The sequence below is a fragment of the Acetobacter senegalensis genome (assembly GCF_001580995.1).
GTDB classification, from domain to species: domain Bacteria; phylum Pseudomonadota; class Alphaproteobacteria; order Acetobacterales; family Acetobacteraceae; genus Acetobacter; species Acetobacter senegalensis.
Map to the genome: position 1 here is coordinate 1 of NZ_LHZU01000101.1, position 26,295 is coordinate 26,295.

The window sequence follows — 26,295 nt, forward strand, 5'->3', positions numbered from 1 at the left end:
GCACACGGCACACGGCACACGGCACACGGCACACGGCACACAGCACACGGCACGTTAAGCCGTCAGTATTTCGTATGTCGCCATGCCCCAATTCCATGGCCTCATACGGGAAGGTGGAGGGGCTGGGGGTGCGGGCCTCTGTCTTGCTGAGATAGATCGTGCCATGTCGCCTGAACGCAAAGGCTGCGTGGCATCCGTCCCGTAATGAGGCCGCTTATCAGAAACCGCCAGCCCGATCAGGAAAGATCAGGGTGTGGCGGTTTTTTTGTGTGCGAGAGAGGCCGTGTCAGCCGGTGTGGGGGCGCACATGTCCTGCTTTCCCCCAACGGCACGGAGAAACAGGGTCCAGCCGCGCTCAAAATAGGCGTGGCGTTCCACGCAGCATTCCAGCGGTTTCAGGCCGAACAGGGCATCTTCCAGCGGTTGGCCGGTAATCAGGCCGCAAAGAAGGTTGGCGGTGGTGTTATCCGCATTGCCGGGTTCAATCTGGCCTGCGGCTTCCGCCGCTTTCAGCAGCCGCACCACGCAGTTATGAATGGGCGCGCCAATGGTGCTGGTGGCGTGCGCAATGAGTGATGGATAACGGTAGGCATCGGAAATCAGGATGCGGTAGGTGCCCAATGCTTCGGGCTGGAGGGTAAGGTCAAGCAGCAGGCACATGACATGCCGCAGCTCCTGCAACGGGTTGTGCAGGGGCGTTTCCTCTATGGTGCGCAGAACGGAGGCCGTCAGATTGGTGATAACCGCCTTGAACAGTTCTTCCTTGGAGGAATAGCGCCGGTAGAGCGTCTGTTTGCTGGCGGACGCCTTGCGGGCAATCTGGTCCACCGAGGTTCCGGCATACCCATGCTGCACAAACAGCCCGGCGGCTATTTCAAGCAGATACTGGTCAAGCTGTTCAGTATCATGCGGAGTAGGGCGGCCACACCGGCGTTTTTTCCCCTCAAGGCAGGGGTTCGCCATATCAAGGTGGGCGGTCGTCCTTTCAGGTCTTGGCATCAGGCATGAACTCGAACAGAGGGGTGGGCAGCATGCGCTGCTCAGTGGGGGTTATGTTCGCATAGCGGGTGCGGACGTCATCCTCAATAGGCGTGTCCTGCCCTCCTATATAGGGAAGGCTCCCGCAGGTTACAGGTGGAGCGGAGGGAATGGCTGGTCTGATAGGGGTTTTATGCCCGGTTTTCTGCATTTTTTCCAGTGTCCCGATGATGTGAGGCTGCGGTGCGCTGGCGTATGGCGTTAAACGGGCGCAAGATCATGCCGGTTCCAGCCGGAGTGGCCGCGCGCCTGTGGCTGGCTATCTGGTAGCAGGAGCGCAGGTACCATGGCGGAGCCATCCCCACCCCCGGAAGACGCAGAACCGTCCCATCCCCTTTCATCCTCCCCCGGCACGGCGTCCCAGTTGCAGTTGGCCACGGCGGCGCTTGTCGCGTTGGAGCATACGTTGGGGCGGTTCTATCGGCTGGCCCTGACAGTGGTGGTGCTGGCCATTCTTTCCCTGCTTATCGGCACCGGCGGCCCTGTGCTGATGGTGGTGTGTGCCTCTGCGCTGGTGGCGGTTGTGCTGCACGGGGCCGCACAATGGATCACCCACCTGCTGCGCCTGCCGGAATGGCTGTCCGTGATTGTGCTGGTCATGGTCATTGCGGGTGCGCTGACGCTGCTTGTGCACGTTTCAGGGCCGGACATTACAGTGCAGGCAGGCCATCTGCGCACGGCGCTGGTCACCCAGATCAGCACTTTGCGGGACACCCTGAACAACGATGCGTTCGGCCATCTGATCATGGATCATATTCCGCAATCCATGGGTGGGAACCAGACCGGGCCCGGCGCGCGCAGCCTTGGTGCGGATTTTGCGGGGTCCATGACCAACGTGCTGACCTCCACGTTCGGCTCGGTCGGCACGCTGATCGTGATTGTGATTGCGGGTATCTATTTTGCGCTTTCCCCCCGGCTGTATGCCAACGGCGTGTTGCGGCTGGTGCCGGAAATGCATCGCCCACTGGCGCGCAAGCTGCTGCACACCATTGCCCATACGCTGGGCGCGTGGGTGGCGGGGCAGATGCTGGATATGACAGTGGTTGGTTTTCTGACCTGGTGGGGGTTGTGGGCCATAGGCATGCCGTTGGCATTACCCCTTGGCCTGATAGCGGGCATGGCCAATTTCATTCCCTATCTGGGTGCATTTCTGGGGGCCACGCCCGCGCTGTTGATCGGGCTTTCCGTCAGTGGGCGGGAGGCGCTTCTGGTGCTGGGCCTGTATGCCGTGATCCAGACTTTTGAGGGCTATGTCATGTCCCCGTTCATTCAGAAACGGGCCGTGAGCATGCCGCCTGCGCTCACCATTTTATCCCAGACCATTTTCGGGGCGTTTCTGGGGGCGTGGGGGTTCATTTTTGCCTCCCCCATAACGGCAGTTCTTCTGGCCGTGGCCACCCAGCTTTCCGCGCCGCTCAAACCCAAGGATGAAATCTGATCTTGCGGGGCGGCTGCCACAGGTGCAGGCCGCAGAAAGCGGAAGAAAGGGTAAGATAATTTCCGTTTTCACAAACCCTCTGGCGCGATAGGGTGCGGCGGCAGTAAGCCGCAAGAGGGGAGGCGTTTTGGACATGGATGCACGCAAGCCGCTGGATATGTTTGCCGTCAGCCTGACGGCTGTTTTGTGTCTGTGCTTTGGTTTGCAGCAGATTGTGCTCAAGGTCGCAGCGCCCGATATGGCGCCCATTCTGCAAATTTCCCTGCGGTCCGGCCTGTCCGCCCTTCTGGTCTGGCTTTACATGGTCTGCCGGGGCGAAAAACTGAACCTGTTGGCGAACGGCATATGGAAACCCGGATTACTGGCCGGGGTCCTGTTTTCTCTGGAATATCTGATGGCCGGTGAGGCTCTGCGCTACACATCGGCCTCTCGCACCACGGTATTTTTATACACATCGCCCATTTTTGCCGCCCTTGGGCTGCATGTTCTGGAAAAAACGGAACGCATGGCTCCGCTTCAGTGGGTGGGGATACTGCTTGCGTTCAGCGGCATTGCGCTGGCCTTTTTCGGGCAGGGGGGCTCGGCGGATGCCGCCCATGGCCACCAGATGCTGGGCGATTTTCTGGCGCTGATGGCGGGGGCGTCGTGGGGCATGACAACGGTTGTGATCCGTGTATCCCGGCTTGCGTATGTCTCAGCCAAACAGACATTGATGTATCAGCTTGTGGCCGCTTTTGTTCTGCTGCTGGTCAGTGCAGTGTGTTTGCAACAGACCGCTTTTACCCTTACGCCCCGGCTGGTTGGCAGCGTGGTGTTTCAAGCCACCCTTATTTCCTTTGCGGCTTTTCTGGCATGGTTCTGGCTACTGCGGCATTATCAGGCATCGCGCATTGGGGTGCTTGCGTTCATGACGCCTCTGTTTGGGGTCGTGCTGGGCTACTGGCTGCTGCATGATCCGCTTGAGCCCGGTTTTCTACAGGGCGCTGCGTGCGTGCTGCTGGGTATTGTGCTTGTCAGCGGTTATGCGTGGATCGGGCAGGGGCTGCGCAGGTTTTGGCCCTTTTCCCGTTTTCAGGCCTGAGGGGGTATTGTTCTCGGGGCGTTTTTTAACCGGCCCGGTCGTGTGTTTCTCACTCTCGGCTTGCAGAATGCAGTTGCGAAGACGCAAAGTCTGCTCAGGCCTGTTTGTTATGACACATGACTGCTCAGCATTTTGTGGTGGCTTTTTTCGCACCGTAACCCTCTATAGTGCACGCCCGTGTTGCCAGTTCAGAACAAAAGAGGCCAATGGCTATGCCCGCAGAGTACGAGAAGTTTCGCAACCTCAGCCCCTTTGAACTGAAGGATCTGCTTATCCAGCTTGCCTCCGGGCGGGCGCAGCACACCATGCTGGATGCGGGGCGTGGCAACCCGAATTTTCTGGCCACAACGCCCCGGCAAGGGTTTTTCCAGTTGGGGTTGTTTGCTACGGCGGAATCAGAACTTTCCTTTTCCTATATGGCAGAAGGGGTAGGGGGCCTGCCCCGGCGTGATGGTATAGAAGAACGCTTCAACGCCTTTGTGGCCGCCCATAAGGATGAACCCGGCGTTGCATTTCTACGCCGTGCGCTTTCCTATGTGCGGGATCAGCTTGGCCTTTCTGCCGATGGTTTTTTGCAGGAAGTGGTGGCTGGCATTCTGGGGTGTGATTATCCAACCCCGCCGCGCATGCTCAAATATGCAGAAAAGATTGTGCGCCATTACCTTATTCGGGAAATGGCCGGTGGCGCCATGCCGGAAGCCACAACGGACCTGTTTGCGCTGGAAGGTGGCACTGCGGCCATCAGCTATATTTTTGCCTCCCTGCGGGAAAACGGGCTGATCAAACCCGGCGATAAAGCCGCCATCGGCATGCCGGTCTTCACTCCGTATGTGGAAATACCGGAACTGCGGGATTACCAGTTGCAGGAAGTGGCCATTAACGCTGCGCCTGAATGCGGCTGGCAATATCCAGACAGCGAGTTGGATAAATTGCTGGACCCTGCCGTAAAAGTGTTTCTGGTGGTCAACCCCAGCAACCCGCCGTCTGTCAAAATCAATGATGCCGGGCTGGCCCGCATTGCCGAGATTGTCAAAACCAAGCGGCCTGATCTGATTATTGTCACGGATGATGTCTACGGCACGTTTGCGGATAATTTCCGCTCTCTTTACAGTATTTGCCCACACAATACGGTTCTGGTCTATTCTTTCTCCAAGTATTTTGGCTCCACCGGCTGGCGGCTTGGGGTTGTAGCAACCCATGTGCAGAACGTGCTGGACCGCGCATTGGCGGCCCTGCCGGAAGATGAGAAACAGGCGTTGGACAAACGCTATGCTTCTCTGACCCCCGATGTGCGTGGCCTGAAGTTTATTGATCGTCTGGTGGCGGATAGTCGCAGCGTGGCGCTGAACCACACTGCGGGCCTTTCCACCCCGCAACAGGTGCAGATGACCCTGTTCTCCCTTTTTGCGCTAATGGACGGACGGGATGCTTACAAGGCCGCCCTGAAAAACCTGCTGCACCGGCGGGAACTGGCCCTGTACCGGGATCTGGGCGTTTCCGCGCCGGATGATGCTGGCAGCACGCATTATTACACCCTGATTGATATGGCCAAGGTGGCCACCCAGCTTTACGGCACCCGCTTTGCCCGTTGGTTGATAACGCGCGTGGATTATGAAACCATCCTGTTCCGCATTGCAGAGGAAACAGGCGTTGTGCTGCTGCCCGGCATTGGCTTTGCAGTGCGCAGGCCATCCGCCCGTGCGTCCCTCGCCAACCTGAACGAGTATCAATACGCCAGCATCGGCACAGCCCTGCGCCGCATGGCGGATGAATATTACGCCCGTTACAAGCAGGAAAAAGGAGCAGAGGCACCAGAAGCCAGCGTTGCCCCAAGCCCCAAACCGAAAGGTGCAGACCCTATTAACGGCTGAAAGATGAAGGATAGTACTTTCTTCAAATTATGAGAGTGCGTTTCATGTTTTAGGCGGTCTCTCCCCGGCAGGAATTTTATCAGTCATTTGCCGGGGAGGAAGTGTTTTCGGATAAGTAACATTTCCGTGATGTTGGTGTTTTTCTTTTCTGATGCAAAAAATTCCCGCTACACGCGAAACTTATGATGGAAATTACAAACCACGGCAATGGAGGAGTTAGGAAGAAAAGAAGTCTCTTTCATCCAGAATAGACACAATATAATTGACGATCCTGCTGAATTAATCACCATCAAGACTTATGGAAAAGGTCTCTATAATGTTGATCAGGATCAGCAGGCTATAGGTTAAGTATGCTCGCGGCTCTATAGCAGACTTACCATACGGGTGGTTTTTGGGGCTTCCAGCATCTGGGTGTTCCTGCTGGGATAAGAGGCACTAAAAGGAGAAATTACTCCACGATTGCAATTGGGCTTTATGCTGCTGCGGCGGGCTATTCAGAAAATACGTATGCAAAAGTGCGCTCTAAATTTGGAAATGAACCAAGAAGTAGTCCCTATCCTTATTTACCGCCAAGAAGCAGCGACAATACGCTACTAGGATTTTATCATGAAAAGAATTTCAGTCAGCAAATATAATCTGGTAGACAGTTTATGGGAGGCATTTTTAGCATATATCATCTTCTCTTATATATTTGCGAATAGTGGGTTTTTCAAAAACTTCGATAAAATTTTCAGCGAAATTCTTGATTCTTTTCTGGCGTCTTTTGCGGTTTCCATGTGGATTTTTCCATATTTTTTACTTTTGTCTCCTTTTATTGTTTTGACATTTTTTCTATCAAGAAAAGTTTGTTTTCTAGAAAATAGATCTCTGGTTTTAAATTTCATTTACAGAATATTTGTAGATTTTTTTGTTCTTTATAATTTGTATGTTTCTTTTATTTCTTTTTTCTGGTGTATTAATCCGAGTTGTAATTATGACAATGAAAATATTCTCATCACTCCTACCCCTTCCTACTGCACTCATAAATTTTTCCTTCTTAAGGTTTTTGATTCGTTCATATTTTTCTGGGGGCGCGATATTATTGCTGTGTTTTTTTCTATTTTTATGAGTTCTCTACTGGTTGCTGGTTTGGAAAAATTTCGTGCGTGGAGAGAGCACAGAAGATCTTCGATTATGCTATAATAATAAATAGATGGAGGGGCCTAAAAACTAGAACCCTCCAATTTTCATTTTGAATGATGAGCAAAAAACATATCTGTTTAAATAAAATAGAGCTATTGCCTTTCCAGTTTCTGGGATTCTTTGATTCTGCAATAAATATTTTCCAGGAATATTTGTGCGTAACATCCTAAAAAAGGAGATATGATGGGACCAATATGTCTAAATAAACTTTCTGGAACATAATCTTTTAGAATTATATAAAAAAGAACACTGAATATTCCGCTTTGATAAAGTCTTCTCTTGGTCGTGTCCATAAAATGAAGAACCTTGCAATATTGATGGAATTTTTCTGGAAATATAGCAGATGAAAATGCCGAGCCGATAATTTTATTGTGACAAAAATAAGACACTATCATGACCCGTGACAGCATTTTTTCAGGTCAATATCCTCCTCATTTCAGGGGATGGGGCGCGTGTTACTGGAACCGGGCGTGGAGCAGGCAGCCGTCAGTGCTATGGCCGCTAACGCGGAGAGCGTGGTCGCTCATCTCATCATGGGCCCGCTTTTGCTGGGTTTACGCTGGTTCTTCTCCCTTGCTCCATTCTTCACAAAGGGTCTGAAAGAGGAGCCTTTCCATACGGAACATGAAAAAACAGGCAGATTACCGTCTTTCAGTTGACAATGATTATTAGTTACAGGTAATGCGCAGCCCTTGGTGTAATGTGTTGGGTGCGAGTCAGCAATGTCTTTTCCGCGTAGGACGGGTGGTCTTCTTCTTGTTGTCATGAGCATGGGAGGACTGGGTGGCGAGGCAATGGCGGAGCCGTTGGGCGCTGACACTGCAAAAGCCGGCGAGGAAACGCAGGCCGGGCCTACGCCCGCATCAGCCGGTGTGCGTGGGGGCGCTGCTGGTTCAGCGTCTGCGGGAGCGGGAGCAGCTCCGCCCGCGACCGGAACCGGGCGGCAGGCAACGGTTGCGGCCAAGACGGAAGTGGTCACGGTTACCGCCACAGGGCTTTCGCATGCCTCGGCTTCCACCAAAACACGCACACCCATTATTGAATCGCCTCAGTCCATTTCCATCGTGAACCGCGAGGAAATAGAACTGCGTGCGTCCCCCACCATTGCGGATGCGCTGGCCTATACAGCCGGGGTGCAGTCCGAACCTTCGGGTATTGATAGCCGAGTGGATGAAGTGTCCGTTCGTGGCTTTGGTGCTGGCGGGTTTTCGTCAAACAACAACTTTGTGGATGGTCTGCGCCTGCCTTCTGGCGGGCAATGGACCCGCACATCGTTTGACCCGTTCGCGCTGCAACAGATTGAAGTGCTGAAAGGCCCGTCTGGCGCATTGTATGGGCAGACGGCCCCCGGTGGTGTGGTGAACCTGGCCACCAAGCGCCCCACGGAAAAAAGCGAAGGCGAATTCTTTCTGCAAAGTGCTGGCTTTACCGGCATGGATAACTGGCAGGGGCAGGCTTCGGGCGATGTATCTGGCAAGCTCAACCATCAGGGTACGGTGCTGGGGCGCGTTGTGGCGCTGGCGCGGTATGGCGGCACGCAGGTGGATGATGTCATGCTGGGGCGGTATTATGTGTCGCCCAGCCTGACATGGAAAATCACCCCGCGCACCACATGGACGTTGCTGGCCCAGTATCAGCGCGATCAGGGTGGCTCCACCTTCCAGTTTCTGCCTGCTACGGGCACGCTGTATTCGTCCAAAGGCCGCCATATTGCCAATAATGCCAATATTGGTGAGCCGGATTGGGATACATTTGACCGTAATCAAGCGTTGGCCGGATCTTTTCTGGAGCACAAATTCAGCAAATACCTGACCGTGCGCAATAATACCCGCTACACCTATATTGATACGCTCTACCGTGCCACCGTGCTTTCCGGTGATACGCTCAAGGCCTGTCCCCCTTCCGTTGCCGGGTGTGTTGCCGGGGAAACGGTAAACCGCCGCGCGGTAGAAGGGCGTGGGCGCTCGCAGGGTGTGGCGACGGATACGCAATTGGAAGGGCATGTCATCACTGGCCCTGTGCGGCACCTGCTGCTGGCTGGCACGGATTACTTCTACACAAACTGGGAGCACAGCCGGGATTTGGTCAACGCCTCCCTTGTGTTGCCCATGCTCAATATTTTTGACCCCGTCAAACGTGGCTCCGCGGGCTATGCCAATGCGTTGGCTCCGCAGGTTTACACCTCTACTCTCAGCCAGCAGAACGGCATTTATTTTCAGGATCAGCTCAAGTTCAACCGCCTGCGTGTGACCATTGGCGGCAGGCAGGACTGGGCGCGGGATGAAACGCTGAACATTCTTACACAGAAGCGCTATAACACCCGTTCAGATGCGTTTACGTGGCGGGCAGGGGCCGTTTATCTGTTTGATAACGGGTTGGCCCCGTATTTCAGCTACGCGCAATCCTTCCAGCCTCAGGTTTCTGATCCTTCAACGGCGCTGAATGGTGTGCCGTTCAAACCCACCAAGGGGGACCAGTACGAGGCTGGTCTGCGCTATCAGTACGGCAAAAGCATTTATGTCACGTTCGGCGGGTATCAGATCACCCAGACAAACATGACAACGCCAGACCCCAACGGCACTATGTGCGGCACCACAACCTGCCTTGTGCAGACCGGCAAGGGCCGGGTGCGTGGGCTGGAACTTGAAGGCCGCGCCACCCTGCCGTGGGATATGGCCGTTATTTTCACCGGCACCCGGAGCGATGCCCGCGTCACGCAGTCCAATACAGCATCACAGGTGGGCAATTATCTGCCACAGGCCCCCAAGTGGATGGCCTCCCTGTTTGTGGATCAACGGTTCCGGCACGGCTTTTTTGCGGGGTTAGGGGTAGGTGGCGGCGTGCGCTACACCGGCCACAGCTATGGTGACACCAACAACACCCTCTCCATTCCCGGCTATACGGTGTTTGATTCCTTCCTGCGGTATGATTTTGGGGTGGCGCACCCGCGTTATGATCACCTCTCTTTTTCCGTCAATCTGCGCAACATTGCCAACAAACGCTTTGTTTCAACCTGCACGGCTGTCTCTGCCTGTTACTATGGGCAGGGCCGCAGTTTAACGGCACGCTTGGAATATCGCTGGTGAACGCATCTGTTTTCCTGATCGGTGCCAGTGTTCTGACGGTAGCAGGGGGCGTGCTGTGCTATCTTGCCTCCCGCAACCAGCTTTTGCTGGCCCGTGCGCCCAATGCGCGCCTGTGCCTGCTGGTGGGTGGGGCGCTGATCTGCGTGGCTTTGGGGGTGCTGCTTCAGGCCAGAAGCCCCGCCACAGCGGTTTTCATGCTGCTGACATTGCTGATGGCCGTGTGGTCCCTGCTGCCGCTGGGGCTGGCATTGCTCAGATACAGGAAGAAAGGCCCATGAACACACAGGCCAGTTTTTCAAAACCGGAGCCTCTGAGCAGCCGCAACTGGTTCCCAAAAGTCTCCGCTGCCGTGGTGGCAGGCGGGCTGCTGACCTTCGGGATCATGGGGGTGGTGGGGCTGCTGTGTCATTCTGATGCCTCGCCCCGCACGCTGTCCGCGCAGTTTTTACTGTGGCTGGTGGCCCTGGTCTGGTGTGTGCTTCTCAGCGTGTGCTTTCTCTTCCGTTCCGGGCGGCAGGCTTGGGCGGTGCTGGCGGTTGCCAATGTGCTTGTGTGGGGGCTGTTTTTTGCCATCCGGGGGCTGGTATCATGAAAATTCGGGGTGATATCGTCCGCACCTATCGGGATGTGCACAGTTGGGTGGGTATCATCGCCGGGCTGTTCCTGTTTGTGGCCTTTTATGCCGGGGCCATCACCATGTTTGAACAGCCTTTGCAGGAGTGGGCGTCTGCCGCCAACCCGCCTCCGGTTTCTACGCCGTTTGAGCGTCTGCCCGCCCTGATGGAAAAACTGTTTGCCGCCCATCCAGAAGCGGCGCGCAATTACAGCATTACCCTGCCAGCCGCCACGCCGGGGCAGGGGCAGCTTTCATGGTCCATTGCCAAACCGGGCGCACATGGGCATGGCCCTGCCACACAGGTCAGCCTGAATGATCAGGGAGATCTGGTCATGGTGCAGGATCAGCCTTCTGGCGCCGCGCGGTTTGTGGATGTTCTGCATCAGCAGGTTGGTTTGCCCTTCCCGCATACGCTCAGCATGTTGCTGATGGGAACGGTGGCGCTGCTGTATGCGGTGGCGCTGGTTTCAGGCGTTATTGCGTTTCTGCCCGGTCTGGCAAAAAACCTTTTTGCTGTCAGCATTGGGCGTAACAGCAAGAAGATGTGGCTGGATATGCACAACCTTCTGGGTGTGTTTTCCCTGCCGTTTCATCTCATTATGGCGCTGACATCTGTTGTCTTTGCGTTTCATGAACCCATTTTTGCCACCCAGCAGTGGCTTCTGGGCGGTAGCAGCGCACACCAGCATATGCAGGGCGGCCCACGGCATGGCGGCGGCCATGGTCGGGGTGGCGTGGCGCATGGTGGGCATGGTCCGGCTGGCACGGAGCATGGGGGGCAACTCCCTGTGGCCGTGCAGCCAGCAGGTGAACATCAGGGGCCATCTGACCATGGGCCCGTGACTGGGCATGATGGGGTAGGTCTGCCTCAGCATGAAGGAAGTCCTGATCCTGCACAGGGGAATGACCAGAAAAACGCTGCCGCGCCCCGAACACCGTTGCCACCGCAGCAGATTGTGGCGGCACTGGCCGCGCAGGCCCCCGGTTTTGTGCCTGATAGCCTGACCTATACGCAACGGCCGGGTGCCGGGGTGGCGTTGAATGTGGCAGGGCATGATCCGCGTTACAGCATGCGCGGGCCTGTCAGCGGTTTTGCGGGCGTTGATCCCTATACCGGCAAAATTATTTCCGCTGATTATCTGCCCGGCCATCAGGGCACAGGGTTTTCTATTATTACCACCTTCTTTGCGTTGCATTTTGGCAGCTTCGGGGGCGTGGCGGTGCGTTGGGGGTATGTGGTGCTGGGGCTGGGGGGCGCGTTTCTGTTCTATACCGGCAACCGGCTCTGGATTGCGTCCCGCCAGAAGCAGGAGCGTAAAACCGGGCTTGTTGAAGAAACACGCGGCACACGGTTTCTCGCCTGCCTGACCTCAGGCTGCACATTGGGATGTGTGGCCGGAATTTCCGCCATTTTCTGCGCCGTGCCGTTCCTGCCGCATGGCGGAACCTACCCGGTGGTAATGGGGCTGTATTACGCGGTTTTCTGCCTGTTTGTGGCAGCCGCTTTTCTGCTTGGCAGCCAGCGGTGCGACCGTATTCTGCTGGTGGGCGCGGGCGTTCTGACGGCATTGGTGCCAGTGGCAGCCAGCGTTGGCAGGCAGCAGGGAGACTGGCTCTCTCCTGTTAATCAGGCCGTCGGGCTGACCTCTGTTCTGGTTGGGGTGTTTCTGCTGGTCTGTGCGTTCAGAAAAATCCGCGTGTCCTCCCAGCGCAGGCTGTCCGCCTGACTGTGGCAATGCTGCGCGGAAGCCGCACATAAATGCTTACGGTAAGCGGCAGATCTCTCGTTCTGCCAAAGGTCTTTAAGAAAACCCGGTAGCAGGGGCAGCGTTTGACAACAGGCCCCACCCCCTACCGGCGGATGCTTCAAAACAACGTGGAGGGTTCTCAAAACCCCCTATTTTGATTTTTCCAGTAGTTGAATATCAATGGGTTACGATTTTCATACAGGCGGGAAAGAGGGTTTTTAGAACCTTCCATGTCTTCGCGCTGCGGTTCTGGTGCTACCCGTAGAATCTGAAGTGCGGACGCAAAAAAGACGGGGGCCAGCAAGCCTCCGCCTTTTTTTGATGTCAGAATGAATGAGGCGTATCAGGATCAGGCGTTTTTACCAAAAGCCGGGCGTGTGGCTTCAAACAGGAACCATGTGCGGCGTTCTGTTTCGTCAATCCAGTTTTCAATCAGGCTGGCGGTTGCCACATCATTTGCGTCATCACAGATGGCGTGCACCTTGCGCAGGCGCTTGGTGAGGGAGAGGTTATCGTCCCGCAGTTCAGCCAGCATGTCTTCCGGGGTGACATACAGGGCGTCATTATCCAGAATTTGCGTGCGGCGGCTGATTTCGCCAATGGAATGCAGCGTGGTGCCACCAATCTTGCGGGCGCGTTCGGCCAGCGGATCAGTCATGGCAAAAATCTGATCGCTCTGTTCGTCCAGCAGCAGATGGTAATCGCGGAAGTGGCGGCCGCTCATATGCCAGTGGAAATTCTTTGTCTTGACGTAAAGGGCAAACACATCTGCCAGTGTATCGGCCAGACCAATGGCGACTTCCTTTACGGCGTCGGCTTTCAGGTCTGTCGGCGTGCCCAGATATTCTTTGACGTGCGCCGCCTTGGCATCAAGCACTTTGGTATCGGGAGCTTTAGTCATAAAACCCGTCCTTTTTTCACCATTAAAATACCGTCTCATCACGGTCAGGCGTGACGTATAAGGATGTAGGGAGCCATAAGTTGCATGCAATGGGGAATGTATCTGCCATGAAAAGGACGCAGGCATTCCGCATGGCTATTCCGGTGGTGCTACTCAGCCTTGAGGGGACGGTCCAGCAGGCGGCTGCGTGCTTCTTCCAGCGTTAGGGTTTTTGCCAGAAAATCAGAAACGGTTTCAATAATGGGCACGTTTACGCCGTGCGCACGGGCCATTCCCAGCAGGGCGCTGGCGGTGGTCACACCTTCCGCCACGCCGGGCAGGGCGGCTGCGGCATCCTCCGCCACGGCACCGTGGCCCAGCGCCAGCCCCATCTGATAATTGCGGGAGGCCACCCCCGTGCAGGTGAGCACCAGATCCCCCATACCCGCCAGCCCGGCAAGGGTAGCGGGTTGGCCACCCAGTGCTGCCGCCAGCCTGCCGGTTTCTGCCAGCCCGCGTGTAATCAGGGCTGCGCGGGCGTTTTCGCCCAAGCCTGCGCCCATTGCGGTTCCGGCGGCAATGGCAATCACGTTCTTGGCGGCGCCACCCAATTGCACACCCGTACAGTCATCACTGGCATAGAGCCGCAACGAGGGGGAGGAGACAGCGGCGGCCAGCGTAAGCGCCTGATCCATATGCGGGGCAGCCACAACGGCTGCGGCAGGCAGGCCCGCGGCAATCTCGTGCGCAAAATTGGGGCCGGAGAGCACAGCGCCCGGACATTCCGGGCGCACCCGCGCCAGCACATCCAGCGGAAAAGTCTGGCTGGCCCGCTCCACACCCTTGCAGCACAGAATGGCGGGCACACCCGCAGGCAGCAGCGGCAGAACAGACGCCAGATGCTGAACGGGCACAACCACCAGCACAAGGTCTGGCTTGGCGGGAATGGCGTCAGAAACCGTAATGTCAGCAGGCAATGGCCAGTCTGGCAGGCGGGGCATGGCCCCTGTAGGCAGCCGAGTGGCCGGGTTGCGCGCCCATACCTGCACGCGTGCGCCTGTGCGGTGCATATGCAGCGCCAGTGCGGAACCCCACGCGCCTGCGCCCATAACCAGAATATGCCTGTTCATGGCAGTAGCCGTGCCAGATGTAGGCACAACAGGCAAGCGATGGCCGTATAAAGAAAAAAAGACCTCCCGCCCTGTGCGGGAGCAGGTCTGTTCAGGCGGAAAGAGCGGTTACAGGGGCGCTCTGCTGCATCAGGCCAGCCTGCACCTGCTTCATGCGTGCTTCCCGCAGAAGGCAGACAACACCGGGCACGCAGTTTCCGCACTGGGCCTTGCACCCTTTGGATGCATAGATTTCACGCGGGCGGGTTGCCCCACCAGCCACGGCGGATTCAACATCTTTATCCGTCAAGCGATTACAAGAGCAGATGACCATCAAGATCGTCCCGTTCTGAGTCTGACGCCGTGACCATACACGAATGAGAACTATTCGCAATAGACTTTCTGCAAGATTCCGATCGGGACAAAACGGGCCCGTCTGACAGAGTGTTTACGGCACAAGGAAAGAGGGCAAGCACAGCGCAGGGGCTGGCGGGAAAAGCCGGGTGGCAGCCGCTATGTGGGGGTGATGCGCAGAAAACCAAGAGTTCTGCGATAAAAAATTGGCCGCCAGCCTAAAAGAAACAGCAGCCTGTGGAACCTTATGCCTCGGCGGGCAAAGAGCGCTGGGAAGACCGGGGCGCATGATCATGGCGTGAGAGCACAAAAACGGGAGCAAGAAGGGCCATGCATTCTGTGTAAAGCAGCGTCATCAAAAGCGGGGCTACCAGAGACAGTCCATCGACCGGATGGCGAGAAAGAGCGTCACGGCTACCAACGCGGATGTGGAAAGAACGGCAATGGTCGCCAGCATGACCATACGTGCCTGCCACACCACCTGCTGGTCTGCCGGGGTGCGGTCTGCGCCGCCATTTGTGTAGAGAGCATGGTGATTTTTGATATGCGCCACAAACCCGCAGGGCAGAAGCAGTAGCGGATTAGCCAGATATTGCATGCCCTCGAACGGGCCAAGAAGCGCGCAGGCGTAAAGAAGCGTTTCCGCTCCTGCCACGCAGAGGAGCACCCACAGGCGCGGTGCTTTTTTCATATATGGGGTAGGGGAGAAATCTCCCACGCCCAGCCGCCGGACCGGAGCCGTGACACACAGCGCTGCTTTATCCAGCACGGCAACAACTCTGTCTGCAAAGGAAGTATAAGGAGGGTACGGCATGCGGCTGGTCCGTCGTGCGGTGTGATCTGGTGGCACACACTCTAGAAACGCATCCGGCCTGATTTCAACAGAAAAGCATTACGGAATGGTTATGCCCGCCCGTGTTACTCGCTGGCAACGGCGTGTGTGCGGTAAGATGGGGCAATGGGAAAAACCCAGTCATACGCAATATTGAAGAAAAACGCATACACCAGATAAAACAGCGCCAGAGAAAAACTCATGGAAAATGCCTGCGGAATGCTCACGCGCAGATACCAGGCAATGGCGGGCAGCAGCACAACCTGCAATCCGGCCTCAAACAGCAGCGTGTGCAGCACACGCATGCCCACCGTTTTGCTGACTGATCCCGTCAGGCGGCGCAGGGCGTGATCAAACCCCAGATTATACAGATAGTTCCACACGGTAGCCGTGACAGCGCTGCCGATGCCAATAATACCCATATCTTCGGTATGCAGGCCAAACAGATGTGCCCCCACGGGAATAACCAGCGCCAGAGCCACACATTCAAACAGCAGGGCGTGGCGCACGCGGTCTGAGGGCGAACGGAGGGTGGTGGGGAGAGAATCGGGCGTTGACATGCGCGCAACCTATCTCCTACCCAGAGAAAAGAAAGATAGAACCTATCTGGAAAAATGATGGATGAGCGTTTCTCTGGATCAGTTGCAGGCGTTTGTTACGGCGGCGGAAAATGGCTCTTTCTCCGCTGCTGCCCGCCTGTTGGGCAGGGCGCAGTCTGCCATCAGCACCCATATCAGTAATCTGGAGGTGGATCTGGGGGTGGTGCTGTTTGATCGCTCTGGCCGCCAGCCGGTGCTTACGCAGGCGGGCCTGCGCCTTCTGCCAGAAGCGCGCGTGGTGCTTGAACGGCGCGAACATCTGATAGGGGTTGCCCATTCTCTGGAAGAGCAGGTGGAAAACAAGCTGGTGGTAGCCATAGACCAGCTTTACCCCGAACACGCGCTGGGCACGATTTTTTCTGAATTCGCAACGAATTTTCCTTATGTTCAGGTGGAAATCCTGTTTCCGCTGATGGAGGATGTCGGCCAGCTTGTGCTGGATGGCGTGGCCGATCTGGGCGTGATGTGGCAGCAGGATCATCCGCAGCCAGACCTTGTTTTTCAGGCAATAGGGTATGTGCCGCTCAAGCTGGTGTGCGGGCGCACTCATCCGCTGGCGCACCGGCAGGTAACGTGGGAGGACCTTAAACGCTACCGCCAGATTCTGGTGGCCACCCGTGGGCGCGAACAAACACGGCAGAGCCTGCGCGTGGCGGCGGATGTCTGGTGGGTGGAAAGTCACTGGGTTATTCTGGAAATGGTCAAACACAATATTGGGTGGGCGTTTGTGTCAGACCACGTTCTTGCGGCATCCCCCACCGCGCCGGATATTGTGGCCCCCAACCTTCAGTTTGATGCCGGAGAACGCCTGACCCCTCTTGTTACCGTATGGCGCAAGAAGCATTCTCATGGCCCCGCCGCCCAATGGCTCCGCAACCGCCTGCGCCACGGCGGCATCCCACCCGTCAACCGCCCCGCGCGCGAACCCTGATCACCCACCAAAACCCCGGCAGGATCGCGCAAGGCGTAACGCTTTGTAAAATAGTCATTTTCTCAAACCCATAGTCGCGCCATGTCCAACCTGGCGCTTCATCCAAGCCGGTTCACGCAAAAAGCCCATTTATCCAGCCCGAGACAAATGCGGGCGTGTCGTCAGTTTGCTCCGATGACAGCGGAGACGAGATTGGTGGCAGCGATGAAGGGTGATTTCAGCTTGTCATGGCGTGTTGCCATGCCTCTGAACCGCGTCAGTCTGGCGAAAAACCGTTCACTGATGCTTCATTTTTTATAAATTGAAGAACAGGTTTTTCATGGACAGATGCGGTTTTTCTTTGAGGGGATAACCGGTGTGATCCCCCGGTCTTCACGTTTTTCAATGAGCAGACCGGCGCCATGATCCTCCTGCTTAACTGACGACACGCTCTGGTCTTTTGATCTGCCCGTCATTCCCTGATTGTCAAACAGCCGGTGTGGCCTTTACCATAGCGGCCTGACGGGAGCGTAAGAGCATGACCAGACTGAGCATTTTAGGGGGCTGTCTTTTTCTTCTGGCCAACGGTGGGGGTGCCGCATGGGCACAGAAACCGCCCCCTGCTTCCGCCCCGCAGCAGGAAGCCCCTGCGCCACAGGTGGTGGTGCCAGATGCCGGTACGTGGGATGTCAAGCAGTCTGACAGCAAGGATGGCGGCGCGTTCTGCCAGCTTGAAGGCACATTCAGCGATGGCCGCAAACTGGCGTTGCTGACAGGCCAGCGCACTTACCCGCACCACACGCTCATGGTGGAAGAAACCAGTTGGCCCGACATGACGGGCGAGAACATCAAACTGATCTTCCAGAGCGCCAAAGCTGACAAATGGCAGCAGAGCTACAACATGTTCGGCGCGAATGACACGCTTTCAACCACGCTGGATATTGATGACCTGCGTATTCTGTTTACCGGACTGACGCATAGCGGCTGGCTGGTGATTGGCTTCCCCACGGGAGATGAGGACACATGGGTTCTCAACATGCTGGGCTTTATGGAAAAGGCCAAGGATTTCAGAACGTGCGTTTCCCGCGTGACCGAGATTGAAGGGGCGATCTAACCGTTGAAAGTCGCGGGTCAGGAAACGCGCTTTCACTTGGTTCACGTTCCAGCAGGCTCTATCAAGCCGCTTTTTTGACTGACAAGAATATGCTGCATGTTGCGCATACGTTTTTTAAAACGTTCTCGTACAGTATTCCAAAAGCCGAAGCAGAGTATTGCGTGGATGAGTGGAGCCAGTTTCCACGGTCAATCCCGGTTGCGAAGCCTTCGGGTTCAGCCGGCTTTTGCTTTTTCGTTTCCTACAAAGCTGTTTTTTGTGAAAAACGATTATGAGCGTGTTGAAGACGGGCCGTGCCTCTCTTCTTGAACTGCCCTATTCTGGCTTCCTTTAGAAGTCTGCTTTGGGTGTGCTCAGTTCCTGCTTCAGCAGGGTTTCAACGGCGTCCACCAAGGCGCGGCCGCTGGCTTCATCTCGTGCTGGGGCGGGAAAGCGGGGGCCGAGGCGCACGCGGTAGCGCATGGGCAGGGGCGGGCGACGCAGAAAGGGCCAGCCCTGTGACAGATACGGGGAATTGGTTTCAATCAGCAATGGCTGCACGTCTGCCCGTGTGCGCTGGGCAATGGCGGCAAATCCGGGTTGAAACGCGCCGGGTTCCGCACCGGGGCGGGAGCGTGTGCCTTCCGGAAACAGCAGCAGTTGCCCCGCTTCTTTCAGGCTCTGGCTGGCGGGGCCAATCAGGCGCAAAAGGCTGTCATGCCGGGGGTAGCCCGCCGTGCGCAGCGTGCTGCCCAAGGTGGGGCGCTCCCAGATGGAGGCTTTGGTGACGCAGGTCATGTTGGGCAGGGCGGCAGCCAGAATCAGGCTGTCCAACCGCGAGGGATGATTGGCCACCAGCACAAGGTTGTGCTCCGTGCGCAACGGGACCAATGCATCCATATCACACGCCACAATGCCCGCTGCCTGAAGATAACGGATAGCCAGCCGCGCGACGCCATGCAGCCACGCCCGCCCCAGCCTGCGGCGGCGGGGGCCGTCAGGCAGAAGGTGGCGCAGCACGAAAGACCCTGCATCCAGCGCCAGAAAAATGACGGCAATCACCATCAGAGAACTGTAAAAGCGCAGGCAGGCACTTAAAGCAGAAAAGCGGAACATGCGGGCTCAGGCTTTCTCCGGCAGGCGCAGGGAAGCCCCTGCATACTGGCCCTTTCAGTCCGCCGCCAGTGGAAAGTGACACGCGACCTCATGGCCGGGGCGCACCGTATGCAGCGCAGGGTCTTCAACGCGGCAGCGGTCCTGCACCATGGGGCAGCGTGTATGAAAACGGCAGCCGGAGGGCCGGGCCACCGGGCTTGGAATATCGCCGCGCAGGGGCGGGTGCCGGGGCGCGCCCACCACCGGGCGGGGCACGGCCTGCGTCAGGGCTGCGGTGTAGGGGTGGGCCGGATGATGTAGTACGTCATCCGTTTCACCCAGCTCCACCACAGCGCCCAGGTACATGACCGCCACGCGGGTGGAAATCTGCCGCACCACCGCCAGATCATGCGCCACAAACACGTAGGTCAGCCCCAGTTGGGCTTGCAGATCAGCAAACAGGTTCACAATCTGAGCCTGCACGGACACATCCAGCGCGGAAACGGGTTCGTCCGCCACCACCAGCCGGGGAGAGAGCGCCAGCGCACGGGCGATGTTGATGCGTTGCCGCTGGCCGCCTGAAAACTCATGCGGGTAGCGGTCCAGCGCGGTAACCGGCAGGCTGACAAGGTCCATCAACTCATGCAGGCGGGCGGTGATGGCAGCGGCAGGCCGTTTGCGCCCGTCCGGGCCGGGATGCACGCGCAGGGGCTCGGCCAGCAGATCACCAATGCGGCGGCGCGGGTTGAGCGAGGCGTAGGAATCCTGAAACACCATCTGCATGCGCTGGCGCAGGGGCCGCAACGCGCGCTCGCCCAGATGGGTGATGTCCTGCCCTTCAAACGTGATCTGGCCGGAGGAGACATCCGTCAGCCGCAGCAGGCATCGCCCCAGCGTGGATTTGCCACAACCGGACTCACCCACCAGCCCCAGAACCTCACCGGGTAAAACATCAAGTGAAACGCCATCCACCGCCTTGAGCGTCTGCCCCCGTGGGAGGGAATAGGTCTTGCGCAACGCCCGCACACTCAGCAGCGGTGCGCCAACCTGTTCAGGAGAGGACACGGGTAAAGCACTCATGCCGTGCGCTCCCGCATGGAGGAGAGAGTGCAGGACAGCACACTCATGGGGAGACCTCCCCATGAGACGGCGGGGGCGTGGGAGCGGCCCGATGGCGTATGGACGCGGCGGCTGAAGCACATGCCGATATCAGCCGTGGGGGCAACGGCGTGCCCTCCGTGGATAGCACGCAGGCAGCGCTCTGATGTGGGCCGACGGGTAACAGCGGCGGCGGCGGGGCGGGCAGGCAGGCCTCATGCACGTAGTGGCAGCGGGGGCTGAAGGCGCAACCCGCGGGGCGTTCCAGCGGAACGGGCGGGGCACCGGCAATGGCTGGCAGGCGCTCTGGGCGGGGGCCATCCAGCGGCGGAATGGAGGCCAGCAATGCGGCGGTGTAGGGGTGCCCCGGCTGAGCAAACAGCGCCTGTGTTGGCCCGGTTTCCGCCACCCGGCCGGAATACAGAACCAATGTCGTGTCACACGTTTCCGCCACCACGCCCATGTCATGCGTGATCAGCAGGACGGAAGACCCATAGGAGGTGCGCAGACCACGGATGAGGTCCAGAATCTGGGCCTGCACGGTCACATCCAGCGCGGTTGTGGGTTCATCAGCAATCAGAAGTGCCGGGTTGCAGGAGAGCGCCATGGCTATCATGGCGCGTTGGCGCAGGCCGCCCGAAAGCTGGTGTGGGTAGCGGTCTGCCGTGCGGGCAGGGTCCGGCACGCCCATTTCCGCCAGCAGGTCCACCGTGCGGGCGCGGGCCTGCTTGCGGGAGAGGCGTTCATGCGCGCGGATCTGCTCATCAATCTGCCAGCCTATGGTGTAGACTGGCGTAAAGGCTGTCATGGGGTCCTGAAAAATCATGGCAATCTGCCGCCCGCGCAGGCGGCGCAACTGCTTTTGCGGCAGGCCCACCAGTTCCTGCCCCCGGAACAGGGCAGAGCCGGTGATCTGCACGCCGGGGCTGTCTATCAGCCCCATCAGCGCCATGGCGGTTACGGATTTGCCGGAGCCGGATTCCCCCACCAGCCCCAGAATGTCCCGCTCCGCCAGCGTGAAGGAAACATTCTCCACAATGGGGATCATCCTGCCGCCAGAGGGAAAGCTGACGCACAGGTTACGCACCGCCAGCAGCGGCGCGGCGGTGTGCTGCGTGGTGGCGGGCTGAACGGGTGCGGAAGGAAAGTTATCTGGCATCACGTACCCTTGGGTCCAATAGCAGGTAAACGCTGTCCACCACTGCATTGGCAAGCACAACAAACACGGCGGAATACATGACCGTGGCCATGATCAGCGGCAGGTCCAGATTGGTGAGCGCCTGATAGGTCAGCCGCCCCACGCCCGGCAGCCCGAACACCACTTCCGTCAGCAGGGCGCCGCCGCCCACAAGCTGCGCGAAATCCAGCCCGAAGAGAGAGACAAATGTGACCATGGAGGTGCGCAACCCATGGCGCAGCAGCACACGGGTGGGGGAAAGCCCCTTGGCCCGTGCCGTGCGCATGAAGTCTTCACCCGCCAGCGCCACCAGATCAGCCCGCAGCACGCGGCTGTAGATACCAATGAACATCACGGCCAGCACCACCCACGGAATGACCAGCGCCTTGAACCAGCCGAGCGGGCTTTCCGTAAACGGCACGTAGCCCAGCCCCGGCACCCAGGAGAACAGCCACGTATCATGGTAGCGGCTCTGGGTAATAAGGTTGGCCACCTGGCCCAGCCAGAACACCGGCATGGAAATGCCAATCAGCCCCAGCATCATCAGTCCACGGTCCACCCATGTACCCTTCATGGCGGCGGCCAGCGTGCCCATGGCAATGGAGGCCACAACCCAGATCAGCGCCGCCCCGCATACCAGAGACACAGTAACCGGAGCCGCACGGGCAATTTCCGGCACAACCAGTTCGCCACGGTCCACGTAGGAGGCCAGATCGCGCGTGATGAAGAGTTTCTTCATCATGGTGGCGTACTGCACGGGCAAGGGGCGGTCGAACCCGTATTCCTTGCGCACTTTCTCCATGGTCTGGGGGGAGGCGTTGCGCCCGGCAATGCGGGCGGTGGGGTCTGCCCCCGGTGTTGCAAAGAACACGCAGAACACCAGCGCGGAAATACCGAACAGCACAAAGACTGTCTGCCCAAGGCGGCGCAGCAGGGCGGTGATCATGGCGTGCGCTCCTTCATGAAGACCGCCGTGCGGCATCACGCACATCCAGCGCGTCCCGCAGGCCATCGCCCAGAATGTTCAGCGCCAGCACCACAATCACAATGGCAAGGCCGGGGGCCACGGCCACCATGGGGCGCGTGTAGATCAGCCCTTCGCCATCCTGAATGATGGTGCCCCAGGATGCCGCAGGGGCCTGCACACCAATGGAGAGAAAGGAGAGCGCACTTTCCGCCAGCAGGGCCAGCGCCATCAGCAGCGGGCCGAGCACCACCAGCGTTGTCATCACGTTGGGCAGGATATCAAACAGCACAATGCGCCAGCGGGGCACGCCAAGGCAGCGCGCCGCCGTAACAAATTCCGCCTGCCGCAATGCCAGCACACGGCCACGAATGGGCCGCGCGGCATAGGGCACATATACCAGCGCAATAATGACAATGGGGATCAGCAGATTATCTGCCTCGATCACGAACGGCCCCAGCTTAAGGCCCTGACTGACCGTAACAATGGAAAGCGAGATAGCGAACAGATAGACCGGCACTGCCCACATGATATCCATCATGCGGGAGAGCACGGTATCCACCAGCCCGCCAAAAAAACCGGCGGCAATGCCTGCGGTGGCGGCCAGCAGCAGGCACAGCACCGCTGCACAGGCGGAAATCAGCAGTGAGTTACGGCCCCCATACAGCAGGCGGGCCGCAACATCGCGCCCCTGACTGTCCGCCCCAAGCAGGTAAGCGGCGTGGCCCGTCGGCCCGATGGGGCTCAGGCCCAGATGCAGCGGGTTATCATTGGGCTGCATGATGTCCACCTCATGCCCATCAAGCATTATGCTGCCTGCCACGTTGGAGGTGAACGGGTCCACCCGCGCTACATCGTGCGCATAGAGGGGGGCCAGCAGGCAGGCGATGGTCATGCACACCAGCACGCCAAGCGCTGCCATGGCGGAGCGGTTGCGCAGCAGAGTGCGGCCCGCCTTGCGCCAGGGGCCAGCCGGGCGCGCGGGTGCGGGCACCGGAACACCCGTGCCGGAAGCAGAAGAATAATCAGCCGTCATTGGATCTGAAGCTGGGAGAGCAGAATTTCATCATTGAGTGTTACGATGACGTTACGCGCGCGTTTTGACAACAGCGTAACCCGTTTGATCTGCACCAGCGGCACGGAGGGTGCCTGTGCCATCAGTGCCCGGTCCACTGCTGCCCATGCCTGTGCGCTGGCGGGTTTGTCAGTCAGCGCAAGGGTGGCGGCGTGCTGCATCTGGTCTTCAATGGTGGGGTCACAAAAGGCGGACATGTTCAGCGAGTTATCGGAATGTGGGTGGATGCTCTCGCACGAATACAGCGTGTGCAGGATGCCTCCGGCGGAGGGATAATCCGCCTGCCATCCGGTCAGCGCGACCTGCACGTGGTTGTCACTGTTCTGAACGTAGGGGAACTGCACTGTCTGCGTCATGCTGCGCACCACGGCATCATACCCGATGGCGGCAAGCGTGCTGCGCAGTTCCATGGCCATGGAGCCGTAGCGCCCATCCAGCGGCGCGACGATGGTGACTTTCTGCCCTGCCGTGCCACTCTCCCGCACCAGCCTGCGGGCGGTTTCAAGGTCCGGGGCCTGCCACCGCGCGGCGGGATGTTCGGGTGAGGCTCCTTTGGTGTAGGCACAGGACGACTGATGAGCTGGCGCGCCTTCGGGCAGAAGCTGGCAGAGCGGCACGGCTACGGCAGGGCCACCATGATAGATCACCATGGCGTGGCGATTGACGGCGTAATTCAGCGCCTGCCGCGCCTTGAGGGAATTGAACGGCGGCAGTGTGGTGTTCAGGGCCGCGTAATAATACAGCAGCAACGTGTAAAGCTGTACCTGTGCGGCATAGCGTGAGCCAACTTCGCCCAGCCTGTCGAGCGGTACGTCCTCATACATCCAGTCATACTGGTTGTTTTCAATGGCCGTGACTTCAGATTCCGGCTCCAGCCCGAAGGTCAGGCGTATATGGTCCGGGTAGCCCGCGGGCTGGGCTTCATGCGCCCATTCCTGAAAATACGGGTTCCGTTCCATCTCCAGATACTGGGTGGGGTCATAAGCCGTTATGCGGTAGGGGCCGGTGCCGGGTGGCGCGCTATTGCCCATGTCATGCGGCGGGGTGCTGGCGGGCAGAATGGCGGCGTGCCCCCATGCCAGATGTTCCAGAAAATCCGGGTCTGGTGTGCTGAGGTGAAACACCACGCTGCGGGTGGCGGCATCTATTTCCACACCGCCTGCCAGTGTGCAGTGGGCGGGGTCTTTCAGGCAGGCGTCCGCCCCCACAATATGGCTGTAATACGGGCCAGCGGTCGGGCTGCCGACCTTGAACACTCTGCGGAAGGAGGCCGCAACATCCTCCACCCCCAACGGTTGGCCGTTGGAGAAGCGGATACCCTTGCGCAGTGTGAGCCGGTAGGTCAGGCCCCCTTCTTCCGGTGTGGGCACCTGTTCCACCAGATTGGCAATAACCGGCAGCGCGCCGGGGCCGGAGAATTTGGGATAGGCCAGCAGCGTATCATACACCGGCGTTTCAATCTGCCGGGTGAGGGACATATACGCCACCTGCGGGTCCAGCGTGCCGCCGGAACTCTGGGCCGTGAGACGCAAGGTGCCCCCACTGTGGGGCAACGGAGCGGAAGAAGGCGCGGCCGAGGCCGAGGTCGCATCCACCCCGTTTGAGACCAGCAGCATGATGCCCATAATCGCACAGAGAGCCGCCTTACCACCCCACCGCCTTCGGCCATGAGCGCTGAGCCGAGAGCCGTATTCCGTCCCAATTGCCGCCGAGAAAAGCGAAAGTCCCACAAGGGAGACCGAAGCCCGTGCATTATGTGAAATAAGACGCCGCTGTATCATGCTGCCGTGTTTGTTTCCTGCAGACGGTCCGGTGCTTCTGGAGGGTTCGGAAAACCCCTATCCGGGCCTTTCTGTCACGAGCGGTATCAAGGTGTCATGATTCCGTCGTGACCGAAAAAGGTGGATTTTGCGCCCCCTCGATTTTGCTCCTTTAAGGAGAGGCGTGGCCAGTAACCCCTTTCACCAGAAAGACGGCTAACGGGAGGGCGGCTAACAGCCTAGTCCTGCGGCTTCATGATGGTGGCGAGGTGCTCGGCCATTTCATCCGCGCTCTGGTTGGCGTCCACAGTGCCCTTATAGCGGGTATCCGGGTCCATCACCACAAAGCGGGGAGACATGCGCATGGTGTACTGCCATTCAGGGTCATCCACTTTTTCAATTTTTGCGTGGTATTCCTGCGTCAGTGCTTCCAAGGAGCGCGGGGCGGCGGTGCCAGCCACCACGCGCGGGCCAATGGCCGCACCGTACTGGCGCAGGCGGTCTGCATCATCACGGTCCGGGTCAAGGCTGACAAAAATGATCACAGCCTTGCGCTTGCCGGGGTCCACCTTGTCCAGCGCGGCGGACATGTTCCGCAGGGCGGGTTCACAGGCATCCTGTGCGCAGTGGGTGGCGCCAAACAGCACCAGCATCCAGCGGCCACGGAAGGTCTGGTCCGTCATGGTGCCGGTTGTGGCGTCCATCAGACGGAAAGACCCACCAACCTCATTGCCATAGGTGCTCAGGGTGGGGCCGTGGTGCATGGCAAAGCGGGTGGCCATGTAGCTGCCCGCACCGGCAACGGCCAGAATGGCAACGCCAATCAGTGCAAAGCGTTTTTCAGAAGGAGTCATGTCTTAATGTGCCTCTGCCCAGTTGCGGCCAATGCCGGTTTCCACCACCAGCGGTACGGAAAGTGTTGCTGCGGCTTCCATGACCTCACGGGCCAGAGCGGCCACGGCTTCCGCTTCGGCTTCATCTGCTTCAAACAGCAGTTCGTCATGCACCTGTAGCAGCATGCGGGCAGAGAGCCCGGCCTCTTTCAGGGCGCGTGGCAGGCGTACCATGGCGCGTTTGATAATATCCGCAGCCCCCCCCTGAAGTGGGGCGTTGATGGCCTGCCGTTCTGCATACTGCCTGCGGGCCGCGCTTTTTTCCTGAATACCCGGCACGTAGCAGCGGCGGCCAAACGGGGTGAGCACATAGCCGTGCAGGCGCGCTTCCTCGCGCATGCGCTCCATATAATCCCGGATGCCGGGGTAGCGGGCGAAGTACGCATCAATATAGGA

25 protein-coding genes are annotated in these 26,295 nt (G+C 58.4%); 10 read left to right on the plus strand and 15 right to left on the minus strand.

Annotated elements, in window-relative coordinates; genetic code table 11:
• Nucleotides 1-246: 246 nt before the first annotated feature.
• The gene (locus AD948_RS03255; RefSeq protein ID WP_006559567.1) at nt 247-963 is read right to left on the minus strand and encodes a TetR/AcrR family transcriptional regulator; all 717 of its coding nucleotides are present in this window, start codon (nt 961-963) and stop codon (nt 247-249) included.
• A gap of 22 nt (nt 964-985) precedes the next feature.
• A complete protein-coding gene (locus AD948_RS03260; protein WP_061470692.1) occupies nt 986-1,189 on the minus strand; it encodes a hypothetical protein in 204 nt (67 codons plus the stop codon).
• Between the two features lie 135 nt (nt 1,190-1,324).
• Between AD948_RS03260 and AD948_RS03265 the strand changes: the two genes are divergently transcribed.
• The 8 genes from AD948_RS03265 (at nt 1,325) to AD948_RS03305 (ending at nt 12,039) form a co-directional block, all read left to right on the plus strand.
• A complete protein-coding gene (locus AD948_RS03265) occupies nt 1,325-2,476 on the plus strand; it encodes an AI-2E family transporter (RefSeq protein ID WP_039905126.1) in 1,152 nt (383 codons plus the stop codon).
• A 133-nt stretch (nt 2,477-2,609) separates the two neighbouring features.
• Nucleotides 2,610-3,557, plus strand: a complete 948-nt coding sequence (locus AD948_RS03270) for a DMT family transporter (protein WP_061470694.1) — start codon at nt 2,610-2,612, stop codon at nt 3,555-3,557.
• A 212-nt stretch (nt 3,558-3,769) separates the two neighbouring features.
• Complete coding sequence (locus AD948_RS03275) at nt 3,770-5,428, plus strand: bifunctional aspartate transaminase/aspartate 4-decarboxylase (protein ID WP_050942376.1); 1,659 nt, start codon at nt 3,770-3,772, stop codon at nt 5,426-5,428.
• A 606-nt stretch (nt 5,429-6,034) separates the two neighbouring features.
• Nucleotides 6,035-6,610: a hypothetical protein gene (locus AD948_RS03280; protein ID WP_061470696.1), complete on the plus strand. Its 576-nt coding sequence runs from the start codon at nt 6,035-6,037 to the stop codon at nt 6,608-6,610.
• 722 nt (nt 6,611-7,332) lie between these two features.
• Nucleotides 7,333-9,696 carry a TonB-dependent siderophore receptor gene (locus AD948_RS03290; protein WP_061470699.1) on the plus strand — a complete coding sequence of 788 codons (2,364 nt, stop codon included), beginning with the start codon at nt 7,333-7,335 and terminating at the stop codon, nt 9,694-9,696.
• Nucleotides 9,693-9,974 carry a hypothetical protein gene (locus tag AD948_RS03295; RefSeq protein WP_061470701.1) on the plus strand — a complete coding sequence of 94 codons (282 nt, stop codon included), beginning with the start codon at nt 9,693-9,695 and terminating at the stop codon, nt 9,972-9,974. Before AD948_RS03290 ends, AD948_RS03295 begins: the two co-directional genes overlap by 4 nt.
• Nucleotides 9,971-10,288: a hypothetical protein gene (locus AD948_RS03300; protein ID WP_058987224.1), complete on the plus strand. Its 318-nt coding sequence runs from the start codon at nt 9,971-9,973 to the stop codon at nt 10,286-10,288. The genes AD948_RS03295 and AD948_RS03300 overlap by 4 nt, the downstream gene beginning before the upstream one ends.
• Nucleotides 10,285-12,039, plus strand: coding sequence for a PepSY-associated TM helix domain-containing protein (locus tag AD948_RS03305; protein WP_061470703.1), 1,755 nt, complete (start codon nt 10,285-10,287; stop codon nt 12,037-12,039). Before AD948_RS03300 ends, AD948_RS03305 begins: the two co-directional genes overlap by 4 nt.
• Before the next feature lie 370 nt (nt 12,040-12,409).
• Here AD948_RS03305 and AD948_RS03310 read toward each other — a convergent pair whose 3' ends face one another.
• The 5 genes from AD948_RS03310 to AD948_RS03330 all read right to left on the minus strand — a co-directional run bounded on the left by AD948_RS03310 (nt 12,410) and on the right by AD948_RS03330 (nt 15,795).
• On the minus strand, nt 12,410-12,961 hold the full coding sequence (locus tag AD948_RS03310; RefSeq protein WP_039906126.1) for a Dps family protein: 552 nt from the start codon (nt 12,959-12,961) through the stop codon (nt 12,410-12,412).
• A gap of 149 nt (nt 12,962-13,110) precedes the next feature.
• The gene (locus AD948_RS03315; RefSeq protein ID WP_061470712.1) at nt 13,111-14,070 is read right to left on the minus strand and encodes an NAD(P)H-dependent glycerol-3-phosphate dehydrogenase; all 960 of its coding nucleotides are present in this window, start codon (nt 14,068-14,070) and stop codon (nt 13,111-13,113) included.
• Between the two features lie 91 nt (nt 14,071-14,161).
• Nucleotides 14,162-14,383: a (2Fe-2S)-binding protein gene (locus AD948_RS03320; protein WP_039906124.1), complete on the minus strand. Its 222-nt coding sequence runs from the start codon at nt 14,381-14,383 to the stop codon at nt 14,162-14,164.
• A 387-nt stretch (nt 14,384-14,770) separates the two neighbouring features.
• On the minus strand, nt 14,771-15,217 hold the full coding sequence (locus AD948_RS03325; protein ID WP_061470705.1) for a hypothetical protein: 447 nt from the start codon (nt 15,215-15,217) through the stop codon (nt 14,771-14,773).
• A gap of 104 nt (nt 15,218-15,321) precedes the next feature.
• A complete protein-coding gene (locus tag AD948_RS03330; RefSeq protein WP_061470707.1) occupies nt 15,322-15,795 on the minus strand; it encodes a PACE efflux transporter in 474 nt (157 codons plus the stop codon).
• A gap of 61 nt (nt 15,796-15,856) precedes the next feature.
• On the opposite strand from AD948_RS03330, the gene AD948_RS03335 reads away from it, so the two are divergent.
• The gene (locus AD948_RS03335) at nt 15,857-16,765 is read left to right on the plus strand and encodes a LysR family transcriptional regulator (protein WP_061470708.1); all 909 of its coding nucleotides are present in this window, start codon (nt 15,857-15,859) and stop codon (nt 16,763-16,765) included.
• A 517-nt stretch (nt 16,766-17,282) separates the two neighbouring features.
• The gene (locus tag AD948_RS03340; RefSeq protein WP_061470709.1) at nt 17,283-17,858 is read left to right on the plus strand and encodes a hypothetical protein; all 576 of its coding nucleotides are present in this window, start codon (nt 17,283-17,285) and stop codon (nt 17,856-17,858) included.
• Between the two features lie 330 nt (nt 17,859-18,188).
• On the opposite strand, the gene AD948_RS03345 is transcribed toward AD948_RS03340, so the two are convergent.
• From AD948_RS03345 to AD948_RS03380, 8 genes are all read right to left on the minus strand, one after another.
• Complete coding sequence (locus tag AD948_RS03345; protein ID WP_061470710.1) at nt 18,189-18,953, minus strand: lysophospholipid acyltransferase family protein; 765 nt, start codon at nt 18,951-18,953, stop codon at nt 18,189-18,191.
• A gap of 54 nt (nt 18,954-19,007) precedes the next feature.
• A complete protein-coding gene (locus AD948_RS03350; RefSeq protein WP_061470711.1) occupies nt 19,008-20,012 on the minus strand; it encodes an ABC transporter ATP-binding protein in 1,005 nt (334 codons plus the stop codon).
• A 43-nt stretch (nt 20,013-20,055) separates the two neighbouring features.
• Complete coding sequence (locus tag AD948_RS03355; RefSeq protein WP_082782283.1) at nt 20,056-21,189, minus strand: ABC transporter ATP-binding protein; 1,134 nt, start codon at nt 21,187-21,189, stop codon at nt 20,056-20,058.
• Complete coding sequence (locus AD948_RS03360) at nt 21,179-22,153, minus strand: ABC transporter permease (RefSeq protein ID WP_006559413.1); 975 nt, start codon at nt 22,151-22,153, stop codon at nt 21,179-21,181. The genes AD948_RS03355 and AD948_RS03360 overlap by 11 nt, the downstream gene beginning before the upstream one ends.
• A 13-nt stretch (nt 22,154-22,166) precedes the next feature.
• Nucleotides 22,167-23,207, minus strand: coding sequence for an ABC transporter permease (locus tag AD948_RS03365; protein WP_211264425.1), 1,041 nt, complete (start codon nt 23,205-23,207; stop codon nt 22,167-22,169).
• Entirely contained in the window at nt 23,204-25,027 is a 1,824-nt protein-coding gene (locus tag AD948_RS03370; RefSeq protein ID WP_248845904.1) for an ABC transporter substrate-binding protein, read from the minus strand. The genes AD948_RS03365 and AD948_RS03370 overlap by 4 nt, the downstream gene beginning before the upstream one ends.
• Nucleotides 25,028-25,245: 218 nt before the next feature.
• The gene (locus AD948_RS03375) at nt 25,246-25,860 is read right to left on the minus strand and encodes an SCO family protein (protein WP_006559410.1); all 615 of its coding nucleotides are present in this window, start codon (nt 25,858-25,860) and stop codon (nt 25,246-25,248) included.
• Nucleotides 25,861-25,863: 3 nt separating this feature from the next.
• A partial coding sequence (locus AD948_RS03380) for a DNA polymerase (protein ID WP_248845905.1) occupies nt 25,864-26,295 on the minus strand: 432 nt, incomplete at its 5' end.

Coding starts and splice junctions, on each gene's coding strand:
- AD948_RS03255 (WP_006559567.1), bottom strand. CDS start 963: ATGGCGAACCCCTGCCTTGAGGGGAAAAAACGCCGGTGTGGCCGCCCT.
- AD948_RS03260 (WP_061470692.1), bottom strand. CDS start 1,189: ATGCAGAAAACCGGGCATAAAACCCCTATCAGACCAGCCATTCCCTCC.
- AD948_RS03265 (WP_039905126.1), top strand. CDS start 1,325: ATGGCGGAGCCATCCCCACCCCCGGAAGACGCAGAACCGTCCCATCCC.
- AD948_RS03270 (WP_061470694.1), top strand. CDS start 2,610: ATGGATGCACGCAAGCCGCTGGATATGTTTGCCGTCAGCCTGACGGCT.
- AD948_RS03275 (WP_050942376.1), top strand. CDS start 3,770: ATGCCCGCAGAGTACGAGAAGTTTCGCAACCTCAGCCCCTTTGAACTG.
- AD948_RS03280 (WP_061470696.1), top strand. CDS start 6,035: ATGAAAAGAATTTCAGTCAGCAAATATAATCTGGTAGACAGTTTATGG.
- AD948_RS03290 (WP_061470699.1), top strand. CDS start 7,333: ATGTCTTTTCCGCGTAGGACGGGTGGTCTTCTTCTTGTTGTCATGAGC.
- AD948_RS03300 (WP_058987224.1), top strand. CDS start 9,971: ATGAACACACAGGCCAGTTTTTCAAAACCGGAGCCTCTGAGCAGCCGC.
- AD948_RS03305 (WP_061470703.1), top strand. CDS start 10,285: ATGAAAATTCGGGGTGATATCGTCCGCACCTATCGGGATGTGCACAGT.
- AD948_RS03310 (WP_039906126.1), bottom strand. CDS start 12,961: ATGACTAAAGCTCCCGATACCAAAGTGCTTGATGCCAAGGCGGCGCAC.
- AD948_RS03315 (WP_061470712.1), bottom strand. CDS start 14,070: ATGAACAGGCATATTCTGGTTATGGGCGCAGGCGCGTGGGGTTCCGCA.
- AD948_RS03320 (WP_039906124.1), bottom strand. CDS start 14,383: ATGGTCATCTGCTCTTGTAATCGCTTGACGGATAAAGATGTTGAATCC.
- AD948_RS03325 (WP_061470705.1), bottom strand. CDS start 15,217: ATGCCGTACCCTCCTTATACTTCCTTTGCAGACAGAGTTGTTGCCGTG.
- AD948_RS03330 (WP_061470707.1), bottom strand. CDS start 15,795: ATGTCAACGCCCGATTCTCTCCCCACCACCCTCCGTTCGCCCTCAGAC.
- AD948_RS03335 (WP_061470708.1), top strand. CDS start 15,857: ATGAGCGTTTCTCTGGATCAGTTGCAGGCGTTTGTTACGGCGGCGGAA.
- AD948_RS03340 (WP_061470709.1), top strand. CDS start 17,283: ATGACCAGACTGAGCATTTTAGGGGGCTGTCTTTTTCTTCTGGCCAAC.
- AD948_RS03345 (WP_061470710.1), bottom strand. CDS start 18,953: ATGTTCCGCTTTTCTGCTTTAAGTGCCTGCCTGCGCTTTTACAGTTCT.
- AD948_RS03350 (WP_061470711.1), bottom strand. CDS start 20,012: ATGAGTGCTTTACCCGTGTCCTCTCCTGAACAGGTTGGCGCACCGCTG.
- AD948_RS03355 (WP_082782283.1), bottom strand. CDS start 21,189: ATGCCAGATAACTTTCCTTCCGCACCCGTTCAGCCCGCCACCACGCAG.
- AD948_RS03360 (WP_006559413.1), bottom strand. CDS start 22,153: ATGATCACCGCCCTGCTGCGCCGCCTTGGGCAGACAGTCTTTGTGCTG.
- AD948_RS03365 (WP_211264425.1), bottom strand. CDS start 23,207: ATGACGGCTGATTATTCTTCTGCTTCCGGCACGGGTGTTCCGGTGCCC.
- AD948_RS03370 (WP_248845904.1), bottom strand. CDS start 25,027: ATGATACAGCGGCGTCTTATTTCACATAATGCACGGGCTTCGGTCTCC.
- AD948_RS03375 (WP_006559410.1), bottom strand. CDS start 25,860: ATGACTCCTTCTGAAAAACGCTTTGCACTGATTGGCGTTGCCATTCTG.